Source organism: Mycobacterium saskatchewanense (assembly GCF_010729105.1).
Lineage (GTDB): Bacteria > Actinomycetota > Actinomycetes > Mycobacteriales > Mycobacteriaceae > Mycobacterium > Mycobacterium saskatchewanense.
Genome location: NZ_AP022573.1, coordinates 3135316 through 3150240, shown reverse-complemented (window position 1 = coordinate 3150240; position 14925 = coordinate 3135316). Strand labels below are relative to the sequence as shown.

16 protein-coding genes are annotated in these 14925 nt (G+C 70.0%); 13 read left to right on the top strand and 3 right to left on the bottom strand.

What is annotated here, in order from left to right:
• Positions 1–1107, top strand: a complete 1107-nt coding sequence (locus tag G6N56_RS14765; protein WP_085255404.1) for an MSMEG_0565 family glycosyltransferase — start codon at positions 1–3, stop codon at positions 1105–1107.
• A 12-nt stretch (positions 1108–1119) separates the two neighbouring features.
• On the opposite strand, the gene G6N56_RS14760 is transcribed toward G6N56_RS14765, so the two are convergent.
• From G6N56_RS14760 to G6N56_RS14750, 3 genes are read right to left on the bottom strand one after another with little or no spacing between them, the layout of a single operon-like run.
• Positions 1120–2136 (bottom strand): zinc-binding dehydrogenase, encoded by a 1017-nt coding sequence (locus G6N56_RS14760; RefSeq protein ID WP_085255271.1) that lies wholly within the window; start codon positions 2134–2136, stop codon positions 1120–1122.
• Positions 2136–3320 (bottom strand): LLM class flavin-dependent oxidoreductase, encoded by a 1185-nt coding sequence (locus tag G6N56_RS14755; protein ID WP_085255272.1) that lies wholly within the window; start codon positions 3318–3320, stop codon positions 2136–2138. Before G6N56_RS14755 ends, G6N56_RS14760 begins: the two co-directional genes overlap by 1 nt.
• A complete protein-coding gene (locus G6N56_RS14750) occupies positions 3317–4285 on the bottom strand; it encodes an alpha/beta fold hydrolase (protein ID WP_142280559.1) in 969 nt (322 codons plus the stop codon). Before G6N56_RS14750 ends, G6N56_RS14755 begins: the two co-directional genes overlap by 4 nt.
• A gap of 114 nt (positions 4286–4399) precedes the next feature.
• Here G6N56_RS14750 and G6N56_RS14745 point away from each other — a divergent pair, with 114 nt between their 5' ends.
• The 12 genes from G6N56_RS14745 to G6N56_RS14690 all read left to right on the top strand — a co-directional run bounded on the left by G6N56_RS14745 (position 4400) and on the right by G6N56_RS14690 (position 14893).
• Positions 4400–4816 carry a VOC family protein gene (locus G6N56_RS14745; protein ID WP_085255273.1) on the top strand — a complete coding sequence of 139 codons (417 nt, stop codon included), beginning with the start codon at positions 4400–4402 and terminating at the stop codon, positions 4814–4816.
• A 149-nt stretch (positions 4817–4965) separates the two neighbouring features.
• The gene (ftsH, locus tag G6N56_RS14740) at positions 4966–7356 is read left to right on the top strand and encodes an ATP-dependent zinc metalloprotease FtsH (RefSeq protein WP_085255274.1); all 2391 of its coding nucleotides are present in this window, start codon (positions 4966–4968) and stop codon (positions 7354–7356) included.
• A gap of 16 nt (positions 7357–7372) precedes the next feature.
• Positions 7373–7978, top strand: coding sequence for a GTP cyclohydrolase I FolE (gene folE, locus G6N56_RS14735; RefSeq protein ID WP_085255275.1), 606 nt, complete (start codon positions 7373–7375; stop codon positions 7976–7978).
• A complete protein-coding gene (folP, locus tag G6N56_RS14730; protein WP_142280546.1) occupies positions 7975–8808 on the top strand; it encodes a dihydropteroate synthase in 834 nt (277 codons plus the stop codon). Before folE ends, folP begins: the two co-directional genes overlap by 4 nt.
• The gene (gene folB, locus G6N56_RS14725; protein ID WP_085255406.1) at positions 8801–9202 is read left to right on the top strand and encodes a dihydroneopterin aldolase; all 402 of its coding nucleotides are present in this window, start codon (positions 8801–8803) and stop codon (positions 9200–9202) included. Before folP ends, folB begins: the two co-directional genes overlap by 8 nt.
• A complete protein-coding gene (gene folK, locus G6N56_RS14720) occupies positions 9199–9747 on the top strand; it encodes a 2-amino-4-hydroxy-6-hydroxymethyldihydropteridine diphosphokinase (RefSeq protein ID WP_085255276.1) in 549 nt (182 codons plus the stop codon). The genes folB and folK overlap by 4 nt, the downstream gene beginning before the upstream one ends.
• A complete protein-coding gene (locus tag G6N56_RS14715) occupies positions 9747–10223 on the top strand; it encodes a DUF3180 domain-containing protein (RefSeq protein ID WP_085255277.1) in 477 nt (158 codons plus the stop codon). The genes folK and G6N56_RS14715 overlap by 1 nt, the downstream gene beginning before the upstream one ends.
• An 80-nt stretch (positions 10224–10303) precedes the next feature.
• A complete protein-coding gene (locus G6N56_RS14710; RefSeq protein WP_085255278.1) occupies positions 10304–11692 on the top strand; it encodes a DUF6779 domain-containing protein in 1389 nt (462 codons plus the stop codon).
• Between the two features lie 96 nt (positions 11693–11788).
• Entirely contained in the window at positions 11789–12700 is a 912-nt protein-coding gene (locus G6N56_RS14705; RefSeq protein ID WP_085255279.1) for a Rossmann-like and DUF2520 domain-containing protein, read from the top strand.
• A complete protein-coding gene (gene panC / locus G6N56_RS14700; protein ID WP_085255280.1) occupies positions 12697–13638 on the top strand; it encodes a pantoate--beta-alanine ligase in 942 nt (313 codons plus the stop codon). Before G6N56_RS14705 ends, panC begins: the two co-directional genes overlap by 4 nt.
• Entirely contained in the window at positions 13638–14066 is a 429-nt protein-coding gene (panD, locus tag G6N56_RS14695) for an aspartate 1-decarboxylase (protein WP_085255281.1), read from the top strand. Before panC ends, panD begins: the two co-directional genes overlap by 1 nt.
• A 2-nt stretch (positions 14067–14068) precedes the next feature.
• Positions 14069–14893 (top strand): type III pantothenate kinase, encoded by an 825-nt coding sequence (locus G6N56_RS14690; RefSeq protein WP_085255282.1) that lies wholly within the window; start codon positions 14069–14071, stop codon positions 14891–14893.
• The last annotated feature ends 32 nt before the right edge of the window (positions 14894–14925 follow it).

The following is a 14925-nucleotide window of genomic DNA, read 5'->3' as shown; positions in this document are numbered from 1 at the left end:
GTGCGCGTCGCACTGCTGACCTACTCCACCAAGCCGCGCGGGGGCGTGGTTCACACGCTCAACCTCGCCGAGGCCCTGGCCCGCCTCGGTGTCGAGGTCACCGTGTGGTCGCTGGCCCGCGCGGGCGATCGCGGTTTCTTCCGGGCCGTCGATCCGGCCGTGGCCGTACGGTTGGTCGAGTTCGTCGACTATCCGGGCGACACGGTCACCGACCGTATCGTGCGTTCGATCGATCTCTTGCGCGCGGCTTTCGACCCCGACGACTACGACATCGTGCATGCGCAGGACTGCGTCAGCGCCAACGCCGTGGATAGCTGCATCCGCACTATCCATCACCTCGACGAGTTCACCACCCCCGTCCTCGTCGCGTGCCACGAGAAGGCGATCACCGACCCGTACGCGCGGATCTGTGTTTCCAGCGCCGTCGCCGAAGAAGTCACCGCGAAGTGGGGCTACCGCCCCACCGTCATCCCCAACGGCGTTCAGGCGCAGCGGTTCATCGCCGCGGCGTCCGGCGATGCGGCGGCGACCGCTGCGCGTACCCGCTGGCGCGGCGAGCTGGGCCGGTACGTCCTCGCGGTGGGTGGTATCGAGCCGCGGAAGGGCTCTCTCGACCTCGCCGGCGCGTATCACTTGGCGCGCCGACGCTTTCCCGGTCTCGCCCTGGTGATAGCCGGCGGGGAAACCCTCTTCGACTACCGCGAGTATCGTGCCGCGTTCGATGCGCGCTGCCGCGAACTCGCCGTCGCGCCGGTCATCCTTGGCGCAATCGACGATGCAGCGCTACCCGGTCTCGTCGCCGGCTGCGAGGTGTTCGCGTTCCCCTCCACCAAGGAAGGGTTCGGCCTGGCTGCGCTCGAGGCGCTGGCAGCGGGTCGCCCCGTGGTCGCCCGCGACCTGCCGGTCTTGCGCGAGGTTTTCGGGCCGACGATCCGCTACGCGCCCGACGTGTCCGGCCTGGCGGCCGCCATGACGGCGGCGATCGAGGGTCCATATGATCCGGAACCCGGGCGGCGTCTGGCCCAAACGAAGACCTGGGACGCGGCGGCACGGGCGCATCTCGACTTCTACCGCAGCCACCCGAGCCCCGCCCGCCGTCCGAGATAGGCGGATCGCGAACTATGGCGTAACGAGAATCTTGCAGTGCCGTTCGGGGTCGGCGAGGTCGTCGAACGCCGCACCGACCCCGTCCAGGCTGACCTCGGCGGTGATCAGCGGGCTGACGTCGATCTCGCCCTCGGCGAGTGCGCGCAGCGACTCGGCGAATTCCTCGGGGCTGTAGGCCACGCAGAACTGCAGGCTGATCTCTTTGGCAATCGCGAAGAACGGATGGAAGGTGTCGGGCTCCATGCACACCCCGGCAACGACCAGGCGGCTGCCTGGTCGCGCCCGCAGCAGTACGTCGTCGATGATGCCGGGCACCCCGATCGCCTCGAACACCACCGTAGGTTTGACCGTGTCGAACGGCGAACCTTGTGCGGCGTCCAGCGTCTCGTGAGCGCCCATCATGGTGGCCAGCTCGCGGCGCTTCGGTGAAAAATCCGAGGCCACAATGCGTTCCACGCCTCGGGCCCGAAGGAATGCGATGATCGCGATTCCGATCGGGCCGCAACCGAGCACCAGGGCGGTCTCACGGGGTGCGATGTTCGATTTGTTGACGGCATGCAAGCCCACCGCCATGGGTTCGGTCAATGCGGCGTGTTTGAGGTCGAGGCCATTGGGGATGGGCAGCAGCAGCGGCGCCGAGAGCAGCATCCGTTCGGCATAGCCGCCCATCGTGCTGTTGCTGTAGACAATCGGTTCGACACCAGTTCGGGACAACAACACGGGGAGCGAGGTGACCGGGGTTCCGGGTGCGGCGCACTCGGTGTCTGGCCCTGCCTCCAACACCTCGGCACTGAACTCGTGACCCATGAAGACGTCGCGACTCAGATCGACGTCCATTCCCGTGAAGGCGCCGGCACCCAGTCGATCGGTCAGGGAGAGCACGTCGGCTCCGTGGTCGGCGAAATGCAAGTCGGAGCCGCAGATTCCGCAGGCCCGAATGGCGACCAACACCTGGCCGGCTTTTGGCACCGGCTCGGGCACATCGTCCCGGTAGACCATGTGGCCGTCTCGCAGCACCGCTGCGCGCATCAGTTACCTCCCTGCTCGGCGACGTGCTCGGTGATGGCCTTCACCACGGCCTGACCCGCGCGACCGATCAGCTCGTCGCGCCTGCCCCTGGCCCATTCGTGCGACGACCTCGAGGCTTCCAGCTGGCCCTTGAAATGCGGGATCACCTTGCGGGCCATCAGGTCATAGCAGTGGTAGGTCGCCTCCGGCGGGGCCCAGTCGTGGCCGAGCATCAGCAGCGCCCCGAACCCGCCGGAGCGTTCGAGCAGGTCCTCGATGTGTGCAATGGCGTCGTCGGGTGTGCCGATGCAGCAATTGCCTTTGGCAGCATAGTCTTCGACGAACTCGTGCGGCGACTGGGTGGCGCCGTCCATGGAATTGGACAGCGGCACGAAACCGGCGGCACCGAAGTAATTGGCGAAATCCTGTAGCCCATAGGTGCAATCGTCGATCGCCTGCTCGCGGCTGTCGGCGATGTGCATGATGCTCAGCACGCGCCAGTCGGCGCGGTCCGGCTCGGGCCGCCCGACTTTGGCGGCCTGCTCGCGAACCACGTCCCACGTCGTCTCGAGCGCGGCGTAGCCGCCCGGCACCGACATCGACAGCGACAACAGTGACGTGCCGAGCGCGCCGGCCAGGCGGGGGCCGGACGGTGAAATCATTGCGGCCGTGGCTATTTCGGGGTAAGGCCAGGTGTACGGGCGGACGTGCAACTGCGCGTCGCGCAGCGTGAACCAGTCGGAGTGCCGGTCGATCCGCTCGGTGGGTTCCGCGCGGAAGAGCGCAAGGATCGCCTCGAGTGACTCCTGCATCATCCGCCGCTGCTCGACCGGGTCGATGCCCATCATGTACGCGTCCGACGGCAGCGCTCCGGGGCCGGTGCCGAACATGACGCGTCCGCGCGTCAGGTGGTCCAGCAGAACCCAGCGGTCGGCCACCATGAGCGGATGGTGGTACGGGAGTGAGACCACTCCGGTGCCCAGCCGGATGTGTTTCGTGCGCTCCGCCGCGGCGGCGATGAACACCTCCGGGCAGGCGATCAGCTCGTAGCCACCGGAATGGTGCTCGCCGAACCACGCCTCGTCGAACCCCAGCCGATCCAGCGCGACGACACGTTCCATGTCGTATTCCAGTGCCACGGTGGGCGACTGGCCAGTGGGGTGAAACGGCGTGATGAAAACGCCGAACCGCAGCGGCGCGGTCATCGCAGCTCCAATCCGTTGAGGAACTCCAACAAAATCGCGTTCACCTCGTTGGGACGCTCCTGCTGAAGCCAGTGCCCCGCACCGTCGATCATCGCCTGGCGGTACGCGCCCGAGATCACCTCCGCGGCCCGGTCGGCACGCGTGAAACCCAGCACCGGATCGGCCGTGCCCGCGACAAACAGTGACGGCACAGCGATTTTTACCCCGTCCAGCTCAGCGGTGGTCTCCCAGTTGCGATCGAAATTGCGATACCAGTTCAGGCCGCCGGTGAACCCGGTGCGGGAGAACTCGGCGATGTAGTGATCCAGTTCCTCCTGGCTGAGCCAGTCGGGCAACCGTTCCGGCTCGGGCAGTCGATCGATGAACCCGTCGGGGCCCGGCGCCACCATCCGCAGCGCTGCGGCGTGATCGCCCGAGGCCCGCAGGCCGCCAAGCATTCGACGCATGGTGCGGGCGGGGTCGGCGTCGAGTTCCGCGTCGGCAACCCCCGGTTCCTGGAAGTAGAGGATGTAGAAGAAGTTCTTACCGAAGGCCTTGCGCCAGGCCCTCGTCGGCGCCACGCGCGGTCGGGGCAAGGCCGGGACGCTCAGCGCGGCGACGGCCGCGACCCGGTCCGGGTGCAGCAGCGGCGCATTCCACACCACGGCAGCGCCCCAGTCGTGGCCGATCCAGACGGCGCGCTCGGCGCCGATGTCGTCGAGCAGCCCGACCAGGTCGCCGGTCAACGCGTGGATGTCGTAAGCGTCGATCGCCTCCGGCCGCGACGACCCGCCGTACCCCCGCTGGTCGGGGGCGAGCACGTGGTAGCCGGCCTCGGCCAGGACGGGTATCTGGTGTCGCCACGAGTAGGCCAACTCGGGAAAGCCGTGCGCCAGGACCACCGCGGGCGCGGTGCGGTCCCCGGCTTCGACGACCCGCAGGCGCACGCCGTTGGTCTCGACAAGACGCTCGGTGGGGGAGGGCACCGTCACACCAAATCACAATGATTCGGGGCTGAGAAGGGCTCGACCCGTTCGGGATTTCCCGGTAAACATCCCGGTGCGGGCAAAAAGCAATCGGCGAAGGCGGGGGTTCGGCTGATGCGGTTGGACCACGTGGTGTTGTGGACAAAGGACCCGGGCGCGGCGATGGACTTCTACACCAGGGTCGTGGGCCTCGCGCCGCTGCGGTGGGAGGAATTCGAGCGCGGGGAGGCGCCCTTCCCCAGCGTTCGCGTCTGCGAGGACTCGATCCTCGACCTGATGCCGGTGCAACTGGCGGCCGGTGGCGCGTCGTCGGCGGCCGTGGCGGACGACTGTGCCGGCCACCCGGTCAACCACGTGTGCCTGGCGCTCGGAAAGTCCGAGTATGCCGCCCTGGAAAGCCGCCTGCGGGCCGAGGGGGTGGACATCAGCGTGCGGCTCGAGCACAGCTACGGGGCCCAGGGTTGGGCGCCGCACACGTATTACTTCACCGATCCCGACGGCAATGTGGTGGAAGCCCGCTACTACGAGTAGGCGCGACCCCGCTCGGGAACCGCCGGACGTTGACCAATCAAACGGTGGCGAACTCAGCTCGACCGGGCTGGCGCTGGCGGGTAGCGGTAGCCTGGACTTTTCCAGCTGTGTGTATCGGGAAGGAACCTGGCCTGCACGGCCGATGATCGATGAACCGAAAAAACTTGATCCGCACGCTCACGGCTGTCGCTGTCGTGGTGCTGCTCGGCTGGTCGTTCTTCTACTTCAGTGACGACACCCGCGGCTACAAGCCCGTCGACACGTCCGTGGCGATGGCTCAGATCAGCGGCGACAACGTCAAGAGCGCGCAGATCGACGACCGCGAGCAGCAGCTGCGGCTGACCCTGAAGAAGGGCAACGGGGACACCGACAACTCCGACAAGGTCATCACCAAGTACCCGAGCGGGTACGCCGTCGACCTTTTCAACGCCTTGAGCGCGAAAAACGCCAAGGTGAGCACCGTCGTCAACCAGGGCAGCATCCTGGGTGAGCTGCTCGTCTACGTGCTACCGCTGCTGTTGCTGGTGGGCCTGTTCGTGATGTTCTCCCGCATGCAGGGCGGCGCCCGGATGGGGTTCGGCTTCGGCAAGTCGCGCGCGAAACAGCTCTCCAAAGACATGCCCAAGACGACTTTCGCCGACGTGGCGGGCGTCGACGAGGCCGTCGAGGAGCTCTACGAGATCAAGGATTTCCTGCAGAACCCGGGCCGGTATCAGGCGCTGGGCGCCAAGATCCCCAAGGGCGTGCTGCTCTACGGCCCGCCCGGGACCGGCAAGACACTGCTGGCGCGCGCGGTCGCCGGCGAGGCCGGGGTTCCGTTTTTCACCATCTCCGGCTCGGACTTCGTCGAGATGTTCGTCGGGGTGGGCGCGTCGCGGGTCCGCGACCTGTTCGACCAGGCCAAGCAGAACAACCCGTGCATCATCTTCGTCGACGAGATCGATGCGGTGGGCCGCCAGCGCGGCGCGGGCCTCGGCGGCGGTCACGACGAGCGCGAGCAGACGCTGAACCAGCTGCTGGTCGAGATGGACGGTTTCGACCCGCGTGCCGGCGTCATCCTGATCGCGGCCACCAACCGGCCTGACATCCTCGACCCGGCGCTGTTGCGGCCCGGCCGCTTCGACCGGCAGATCCCGGTCTCCAACCCCGACCTGGCCGGCCGCCGCGCGGTACTCGAAGTGCACTCGAAGGGCAAGCCGATCGCCCCCGACGCCGACCTGGACGGGCTGGCCAAGCGCACCGTCGGCATGACGGGTGCCGACCTGGCCAACGTCATCAACGAGGCGGCCCTGCTGACCGCCCGGGAAAACGGCACCGTCATCACCAGCGCCGCCCTGGAGGAGGCGGTCGACCGGGTCATCGGCGGGCCGCGCCGCAAGGGCCGGATCATCAGCGAGCAGGAAAAGAAGATCACCGCCTACCACGAGGGCGGCCACACCCTGGCGGCCTGGGCGATGCCCGACATCGAGCCGATCTACAAGGTGACGATCCTGGCGCGCGGGCGCACCGGCGGGCATGCGGTGGCGGTTCCGGAGGAGGACAAGGGCCTGCGCACCCGCTCCGAGATGATCGCGCAGCTGGTGTTCGCCATGGGCGGGCGCGCCGCCGAGGAACTGGTGTTCCGCGAGCCGACGACCGGCGCGGTGTCCGACATCGAGCAGGCCACCAAGATCGCGCGCGCGATGGTGACCGAATTCGGCATGAGCTCCAAGCTGGGTGCCGTCAAATACGGTTCCGAGCACGGCGACCCGTTCCTCGGCCGCACCATGGGCACGCAGGCGGATTATTCGCACGAGGTCGCGCGCGACATCGATGACGAGGTGCGCAAGCTGATCGAGGCCGCGCACACCGAGGCCTGGGAGATCCTCACCGAATACCGCGACATCCTCGACTCGCTGGCCGGCGAGCTCCTGGAAAAGGAGACCCTGCACCGGCCCGAGCTGGAGGGCATCTTCGCCGGCGTCGAAAAGCGGCCACGGCTCACCATGTTCGACGACTTCGGGGGCCGCATCCCGTCGGACAAGCCGCCGATCAAGACACCCGGAGAGCTGGCCATGGAACGTGGCGAGCCCTGGCCGCCGCCCGTGCCGGAGCCGGCCTTCAAGGCGGCGATCGCACGGGCGAGCAAGGCGGCCGAGGCCGCGCGCGCCGAGGCCGAGGGTAACTCCAATGGCGGCAACGGTTCTCATGGCTCCCATGGTTCTCATGGTTCTCGGGGCGCCGCCCAGCCCGATTACGGTGCGCCGGCGGGCTGGCGGGCACCGGGATGGCCGCCGCAGAACCAGCAGGCCGGGTACCAGCCGCCCGGGTACTGGTATCCGCCGCCGCAGGCCCCGCAGCCGCAGCACCCGCAGCAGCCGTACTGGCCGCAGCCAGCACCAAGCTACCCGGGCCACCCGAGCCACCCAGGCAATGCTCAACCCGCGTACCCGCCCTATCCGCCGTATCCGCCGCCCGGCCAATCCACCCCGGATGCCGGAAAGTCGCCCGAGCATCAGGACGACGACGTGAGCCGGTCCAACCCGCCGGCCCACGGCTGACGAACGGAGGATTTCGATGGCCTTGTCGCCGGACACTGTCACTCCGCCGGTACGGGTCTTCGATCAGGCGCGCGCCGAGGCCGCGGTGCGCGAACTGCTGTACGCGGTCGGCGAAGACCCGGACCGGCACGGCCTGCAAGAGACCCCGGCCCGCGTCGCCCGCGCCTATCGCGAGATGTTCGCCGGCCTCTACACCGACCCCGACACCGTGCTCAACACCATGTTCGACGAGCAGCACGACGAGTTGGTGCTGGTCAAGGAGATACCGCTGTACTCCACCTGCGAGCATCACCTGGTGGCGTTCCACGGGGTGGCCCACGTGGGCTACATCCCGGGCAACGACGGCCGGGTGACCGGCCTGTCGAAGATCGCCCGGTTGGTCGACCTGTACGCCAAGCGGCCGCAGGTGCAGGAGCGGCTCACCAGCCAGATCGCCGACGCCCTGATGAACAAGCTCGACCCGCGCGGCGTCATCGTCGTCATCGAGGCCGAGCACCTGTGCATGGCCATGCGCGGCGTCCGCAAACCGGGCGCGACCACCACGACGTCGGCGGTGCGCGGCCAGTTCAAGAGCAGTGCCGCCTCCCGGGCCGAAGCGCTCGATCTCATCCTGCGTAAGTGAGCCCGGCGCCTGTGCGAGTGATGGGTGTTCTCAACGTCACCGATGACTCGTTCTCCGATGGCGGGCGTTATCTCAATGCCGACGACGCCGTGGCGCGGGGCCTGGTCATGTCCGCCGAGGGCGCGGACATCGTTGACGTCGGCGGTGAGTCGACCCGGCCCGGCGCCACGCGGATCGACTCCCGGGTCGAGGCGTCCCGTGTCGTCCCGGTCATCAAAGAGCTTGCGGCGCAAGGCATTACCGTGAGCGTCGACACGATGCACGCGGATGTGGCGCGCGCGGCGCTGGACGGTGGCGCGCGGATCGTCAACGACGTGTCCGGCGGCCGGGCCGATCCCGCGATGGCGCCGCTGGTGGCCGAGGCCGGGGTCTCGTGGGTGCTCATGCACTGGCGACCGGTGTCGGCGGACCGGCCGCACCGGGTGCCGCACTACCGCGACGTGGTGGCCGAGGTACGCGCCGAGTTGCTGGCCGGTGTCGACGACGCGGTGGCCGCCGGCGTCGACCCCGCCAAGCTGGTGATTGACCCCGGACTCGGGTTCGCCAAGACGGGTCAACACAATTGGGCGCTGCTGCACGCCCTGCCGCAACTGGTCGGCACCGGACTGCCGGTGCTCTTGGGCGCCTCACGCAAGCGGTTCCTCGGTACGTTGTTGGCCGGAGCGGACGGAACGCCCCGGCCGCCCGACGGGCGCGAGACGGCGACCGCGGTGATCTCCGCTCTGGCCGCTTTGAACGGGGCCTGGGGCGTGCGGGTGCACGACGTGCGCGCCACGGTCGACGCCCTCAGCGTGGTGGGGGCCTGGACTGGGGGTGGAGACGATGGCTGATCGAATCGAGTTGCGGGGCTTGACCGTTCGGGGGCGGCACGGGGTATTCGACCACGAACGGGCCGACGGGCAGGACTTCGTGGTCGACATCACCGTCTGGATCGACCTCGCCGGGGCCGCGGCCAGCGACGACCTGGCCGACACCTATGACTACGGCGCGCTGGCTCAGCTGGCGGCCGACGTCGTGACCGGGCCTCCGCGCAACCTGATCGAGGGGGTCGGGAGCGAGATCGCCGACCGGATCATGGACGACGAGCGGGTGCACGCCGCCGAGGTGGCGGTGCACAAGCCGCAGGCTCCGATTCCGCACCAGTTCGCGGACGTCGCCGTCGTGGTGCGCCGGTCTCGGCGCGGCGGTCGCGGCTCCGTCGTCCCCGCCGGCAGGCCGCTATGACCCGGGTGGTGCTGTCGATCGGGTCGAACCTGGGCGACCGGCTAGCGCGGCTGCAGTCCGTCGTCGACGGGCTGGGCGACGCCGTCGTCGCGGTCTCACCCGTGTACGAGACGGATCCGTGGGGCCGGCTGGATCAGGCGCCGTTTCTCAATGCGGTTCTGATCGCCGACGACCCCGCGCTCGACGGGCAGGCCTGGCTGCGCCGGGCGCAGGAGTTCGAGCGGGCGGCGGGCCGGGTCCGCGGCGAGCGCTGGGGACCGCGCAGCCTCGACGTCGACCTGATCGCCTGCTACGAGACGGACCCCGCCGGCGAGCCCCTGCGGGAGGTCACCTCGTTCGAGAACAACCTGACGTTGCCGCACCCGCTCGCCCACCTGCGGGCATTTGTGATGGTGCCGTGGCTGGCCATCGACCCGGACGCCCGCCTGACGGTCGCCGAGGGCGAGCAACCGGTCGTCCGGCTACTCGCCGAACTGGACCCCGCCGACCGGGAGGGTGTTCGGCTGTCCAACCTGGCGCTCACGCTGCCCGGGTCGGTGGGCTGATGGGGCCGACGAGGAAGCGCGACCTGACGGCCGCGGTGGTGTGCGCCGCGGTGGTGGGCTACCTGCTGGTGACCGCGCTGTTCCGGTTCTTCCCTCCGATCACGGTGTGGACGGGCCTGTCGCTGCTAGCGGCCGCGGCCGGCGAGGCGCTGTGGGCGCGGCACGTGCGGGCCAAGATCAACGACGGGGAGATCGGCGACGGACCCGGACGGCTGCACCCGCTCGCCGTGGCGCGCAGCCTGACGATCGCCAAGGCGTCGGCCTGGGTGGGCGCGTTGATGCTCGGGTGGTGGGCGGGGGTCCTCGCGTACTTTCTGCCGCGGCGGTCGTGGTTGCGAGTCGCCGCCGAGGACGCGGGCGGAACGACGGTGGCGGCCGTGAGCGCGCTGGCGTTGGTCGCCGCCGCACTGTGGCTGGAGCAATGCTGCAAATCCCCGCCCGACCCCACCGAGCACGGCGAGGGCGCGGAGAGTTAGCCGAGCCCCCGGATAACCCGGGTGAGAATCGCCGGACTCGCCCGACACGCGGATTGACGTCGCACAGGTACAGTCAGGCCATGTCCGTTCTGTCCCGCGGCGCCAGAGTTCGGCGCGGCGGCCGCAGGCCGGGGTGGGTGCTCTTGACGGCGTTGCTGGTCCTCGCGATCGGGGCCAGTTCCGCACTGGTTTTCACCAATCGCGTGGAACTCCTCAAGCTCGCTGTAATCCTGGCGCTGTGGGCCGCGGTCGCCGGTGCCTTCGTCTCGGTGCTCTACCGTCGGCAAAGCGACGCCGACCAGGCCCGCGTGCGTGACCTCAAGCTGGTCTACGACCTGCAGTTGGACCGCGAGATATCGGCCCGCCGGGAATACGAGCTCACCGTCGAGTCGCAGTTGCGCCGCGAGCTGGCCTCCGAGCTGCGCGCGCAGGCCGCCGACGACCTGGCCGCCCTGCGCGCCGAATTGAACTCCCTGCGCACCAGCCTGGAGATATTGTTCGACACGGACCTGCAGCACCGCCCGGCGCTGGAGACGGTCGAGGCCCCGAACGCGGAGGCGCCCCCCGAGCGCGCGTACAGCGAATGGGACCGCAACGGCGAGAATCCGCGCGGCGCCCCCGTCGACTGGGTGACCAGCGACCGCGTCACGTCCGTGGCTGCCGACCGTCCGCCGCCGCGTATCGACGAGACCGCGATCATCGACGTCCCGGAGGTCGGCGTGCCGCCGGCGGACGGCGCACCGCTGGCCACGCCGCGGCAGCAGCCGCCGCGCGAGCGCGTCCGGTTCGCGCCCGAAGCAACGCAAGAACCGCCGGGGTACGTCCCGGCGCCGGAGCAGCGGTTCGAACCGCGCCACCGGCCGCCGCCGGCGGCACCGGCCGGACCCCCGCCGCAGCCCGCGCCCCAGCCCCAGCCCCAGATGCAGGGTTGGCAGCCGGCGCCCGCGACGGGACTGTGGTTGCCGCCGGGAGCCCCCGGCAGCAACTGGGCCGGCGGCGGTCCGGTGAATGCGCCCGCCGAGTCGCCCGGCGGGCGTCGCGCGCGGCATTCCGAAGCCGCCCAGGCCGCCGACAGCCCGCCCGCCGAGCCGGCGCCGCCACCCCCGCAGTACGGCGATTCCGGCCGCCGGTCCCGTTCCCGCCATTCGGCGGAGTACCGCGACTACGGCGTGCGCAACTTCACAGCCCCCGAGTCCGCCCCCGAACCAGAGCCCGAGCCACCCGCTTCGGTCGCCGCGCCCGCCGCCGCAGCGCCACCGCCGGCGCAGCACCGGCCGCCCGCGCCGGCGGCCGAGCCGCCGCCACCCCAGATGGCTCCGCCGCCCGTGCCCCGGCACGGCGGGGGCGACCCGCTGCTGGACGGGGCGGACGACGGGTCACAGACCGGAGGCCAGTCGGTCGCCGATCTGCTGGCGCGGCTGCAGGTCCAGCCGTCCGAGGGCGGCCGGCGCCGTCGCCGCGACAGCTGACGGCGGCCACCCCGGCGGATCGTCTACAGTTTTAGTGACCGTCCGGTACCCCCGAGGGGACTGGAACGTACGTAGAGAGTTGTGAGGTCGTCTGCGATGGGGCAGCTCGACGGTTTGCGCCCGGCCAGGCTTCAAGTGGGGATCATCTCGGCCGGCCGCGTGGGCACCGCGCTGGGAGTCGCGCTGGAGCGCGCCGACCACGTCGTCGTCGCGTGCAGCGCCATTTCCCGCTCGTCGCGCCAGCGAGCGCAGCGCCGGCTGCCCGACACCCCGGTGGTTTCTCCCCCCGAGGTGGCGGCCGGCGCCGAGTTGCTGGTGCTGGCGGTTCCTGACAGCGAACTCGCCGGCCTGGTGTCCGGGCTGGCCGCGACGTCGGCCGTGCGGCCCGGCACCATCGTCGCGCACACGTCCGGCGCCAACGGCGTGCGCGTTCTCAGGCCGCTGACCGAGACCGGCTGCACGCCGCTGGCCATCCACCCGGCGATGACGTTCACCGGCTCCGACGAGGACATCAGCAGGCTGCCGGACACCTGCTTCGGGATCACGGCGGCCGACGAGGTCGGCTACGCGATCGGGCAGTCGCTGGTCCTGGAGATGGGCGGGGAGCCGTTCTGCGTCCCCGAGGATGCCAGGGTCCTCTACCACGCCGCCCTGGCCCACGCGGGTAACCACATCGTCACCGTGGTCGCCGACGCGCTCGAGGCGCTGCGGGCCGCGCTGCACGGCAGCGAACTTCTGGGCCAACAACTCGTCGACGACCAGCCGGGCGGCCTCGCCGAACGCATCATCGGCCCGCTGGCTCGCGCGGCGCTGGAGAACACTTTGCAGCGCGGCCAGGCCGCGCTGACCGGCCCGGTCGCCCGCGGGGACGCGGCCGCGGTCGCGGAGCATCTCGCCGCGCTCAACGGGGTCGATCCGGACCTGGCGGAGGCGTATCGCGTCAATGCCCTGCGCACCGCCCGGCGGGCGCACGCGCCGGCCGACGTCGTCGAGGTGCTGACGCCATGAATACGGCGCACAGGCCACCCGCCTTCTCCCCGGGCGAGCTCAACGTGTATTCGCGGCCCCGCGACGTCAGCGACGTCAGCCGCGCGCTCCGTCACACCGGCCGCCGGGTGATGCTGGTGCCCACGATGGGCGCGCTGCACGACGGGCACCTCGCCCTCGTGCGCGCCGCCAAGCGGGTCCCGGGTTCGGTGGTCGTGGTCTCCATCTTCGTCAACCCGCTGCAGTTCGGCGCAGGGGAAGACCTGGACGCCTACCCCCGGACCCTCGACACGGACCTCGCTCTGTTGCGCGGCGAGGACGTCCACATCGTGTTCGCCCCGCCGGCCGCGGCGATGTATCCAGACGGGCTGCGCACCACCGTGCACGCCGGCCCGCTGGCCGCCGAACTCGAGGGGTGCGTGCGGCCAACGCATTTCGCCGGCGTGCTCACCGTCGTCATGAAGCTGCTGCAGATCGTGCGCCCCGACCGGGTGTTTTTCGGCGAGAAGGACTACCAGCAGCTGGTGCTGATCCGGCAGATGGTGGCCGACCTGAACCTCGACGTCGCAGTCGTCGCGGTGCCCACCGTCCGGGAGGCCGACGGGCTGGCGATGTCGTCACGCAACCGCTACCTGGACCCGGCGCAGCGGGAGGCGGCGGTGGCGCTCTCCGCGGCGCTGACGGCCGGGGCGCACGCCGCGCAGCACGGCCCGCAGGCCGCGCTCGGCGCCGCGCGTGCGGTGCTGGACGCCGTGCCCGGCCTTTCCGTCGACTACCTGGAGCTGCGCGATCTCGAACTGGGCCCGCTGCAACCCGACCGGCCCGGCCGGCTGCTGGTCGCCGCCCGGCTCGGCGGCACGAGGCTGTTGGACAACATCGCCATCAACATCGGAATTTCGCCGGCACCGATCGGGCCGGACGACTATCGGGACACCCTCGAATCACCTTGGAGGAATTGATGCTGCGCACCATGCTGAAGTCGAAGATCCACCGCGCCACCGTCACGCAGGCCGACCTGCACTACGTCGGCTCGGTGACCATCGACGCCGACCTGATGGACGCCGCGGACCTGCTCGAGGGCGAGCAGGTGACCATCGTCGACATCGACAACGGGGCCCGCCTCGTCACCTATGCCATCACCGGCGAGCGCGGCACCGGGGTGATCGGAATCAACGGTGCCGCCGCCCATCTCGTCCACCCCGGGGACCTCGTCATCCTCATCGCCTACGGCACCATGGAGGAGGCGGAGGCACGGGCCCACCAGCCGCGCATCGTGTTCGTCGACGCGGACAACAAACAGGTCGACCTCGGCCACGACCCGGCGTTCGTGCCGGCGGACATCTCCGCCGCCGCCGAGTTGCTGAACCCCCGGATCGGCGTGCGGTAACCGTGCTGCTGGCAATCGACGTCCGCAACACGCACACCGTCGTCGGACTGATTTCCGGATCGAAAGACCACGCAAAGGTCCTGCAGCAGTGGAGGATCCGCACCGAGGCGGAGGCCACCGCGGACGAACTGGCGCTCACCATCGACGGGCTGATCGGAGACGACTCCGACCGGCTCACCGGCGCGGCGGCCCTGTCCACCGTTCCCTCGGTGCTGCACGAGGTGCGGATCATGCTCGACCAGTACTGGCCGTCGATACCGCACGTGCTGATCGAGCCGGGCGTGCGCACCGGCATCCCGCTGCTGGTGGACAACCCCAAAGAGGTGGGCGCCGACCGGATCGTCAACTGCCTGTCCGCGTTTCACAAGTTCGGCACCGCAGCGATCGTCGTCGACTTCGGATCCTCCATCTGTGTGGACGTGGTGTCGGCCAAGGGCGAATTCCTGGGCGGCGCGATCGCGCCCGGCGTGCAGGTGTCCTCCGACGCCGCCGCCGCCCGGTCCGCCGCGCTGCGTCGCGTGGAGCTGGCCAGGCCCCGCTCGGTGGTTGGCAAGAACACCGTCGAGTGCATGCAGTCCGGCGCGGTGTTCGGTTTCGCCGGGCTGGTCGACGGCTTGGTGAGCCGCATCCGCGACGACGTCGACGGCTTCTCCGCCGACCCGGGTAACCAGGTCGCGATCGTGGCGACCGGCCACACCGCCCCGCTCCTGCTGCCCGAATTGCGCACGGTCGACCATTACGACCAGCACCTCACCCTGCACGGCCTGCGCCTGGTGTTCGAGCGCAACCGCGACGCCCAGCGCGGCCGGCTCAAGACCGCACGCTGAGCCTGCGACCGGCGGCCATACCAGGTCATTTA

Coding starts and splice junctions, on each gene's coding strand:
- panC (WP_085255280.1), top strand. CDS start 12,697: ATGAATACGGCGCACAGGCCACCCGCCTTCTCCCCGGGCGAGCTCAAC.
- folB (WP_085255406.1), top strand. CDS start 8,801: ATGGCTGATCGAATCGAGTTGCGGGGCTTGACCGTTCGGGGGCGGCAC.
- G6N56_RS14705 (WP_085255279.1), top strand. CDS start 11,789: ATGGGGCAGCTCGACGGTTTGCGCCCGGCCAGGCTTCAAGTGGGGATC.
- panD (WP_085255281.1), top strand. CDS start 13,638: ATGCTGCGCACCATGCTGAAGTCGAAGATCCACCGCGCCACCGTCACG.
- G6N56_RS14745 (WP_085255273.1), top strand. CDS start 4,400: ATGCGGTTGGACCACGTGGTGTTGTGGACAAAGGACCCGGGCGCGGCG.
- G6N56_RS14760 (WP_085255271.1), bottom strand. CDS start 2,136: ATGCGCGCAGCGGTGCTGCGAGACGGCCACATGGTCTACCGGGACGAT.
- G6N56_RS14710 (WP_085255278.1), top strand. CDS start 10,304: ATGTCCGTTCTGTCCCGCGGCGCCAGAGTTCGGCGCGGCGGCCGCAGG.
- ftsH (WP_085255274.1), top strand. CDS start 4,966: ATGAACCGAAAAAACTTGATCCGCACGCTCACGGCTGTCGCTGTCGTG.
- folK (WP_085255276.1), top strand. CDS start 9,199: ATGACCCGGGTGGTGCTGTCGATCGGGTCGAACCTGGGCGACCGGCTA.
- G6N56_RS14755 (WP_085255272.1), bottom strand. CDS start 3,320: ATGACCGCGCCGCTGCGGTTCGGCGTTTTCATCACGCCGTTTCACCCC.
- G6N56_RS14715 (WP_085255277.1), top strand. CDS start 9,747: ATGGGGCCGACGAGGAAGCGCGACCTGACGGCCGCGGTGGTGTGCGCC.
- folE (WP_085255275.1), top strand. CDS start 7,373: ATGGCCTTGTCGCCGGACACTGTCACTCCGCCGGTACGGGTCTTCGAT.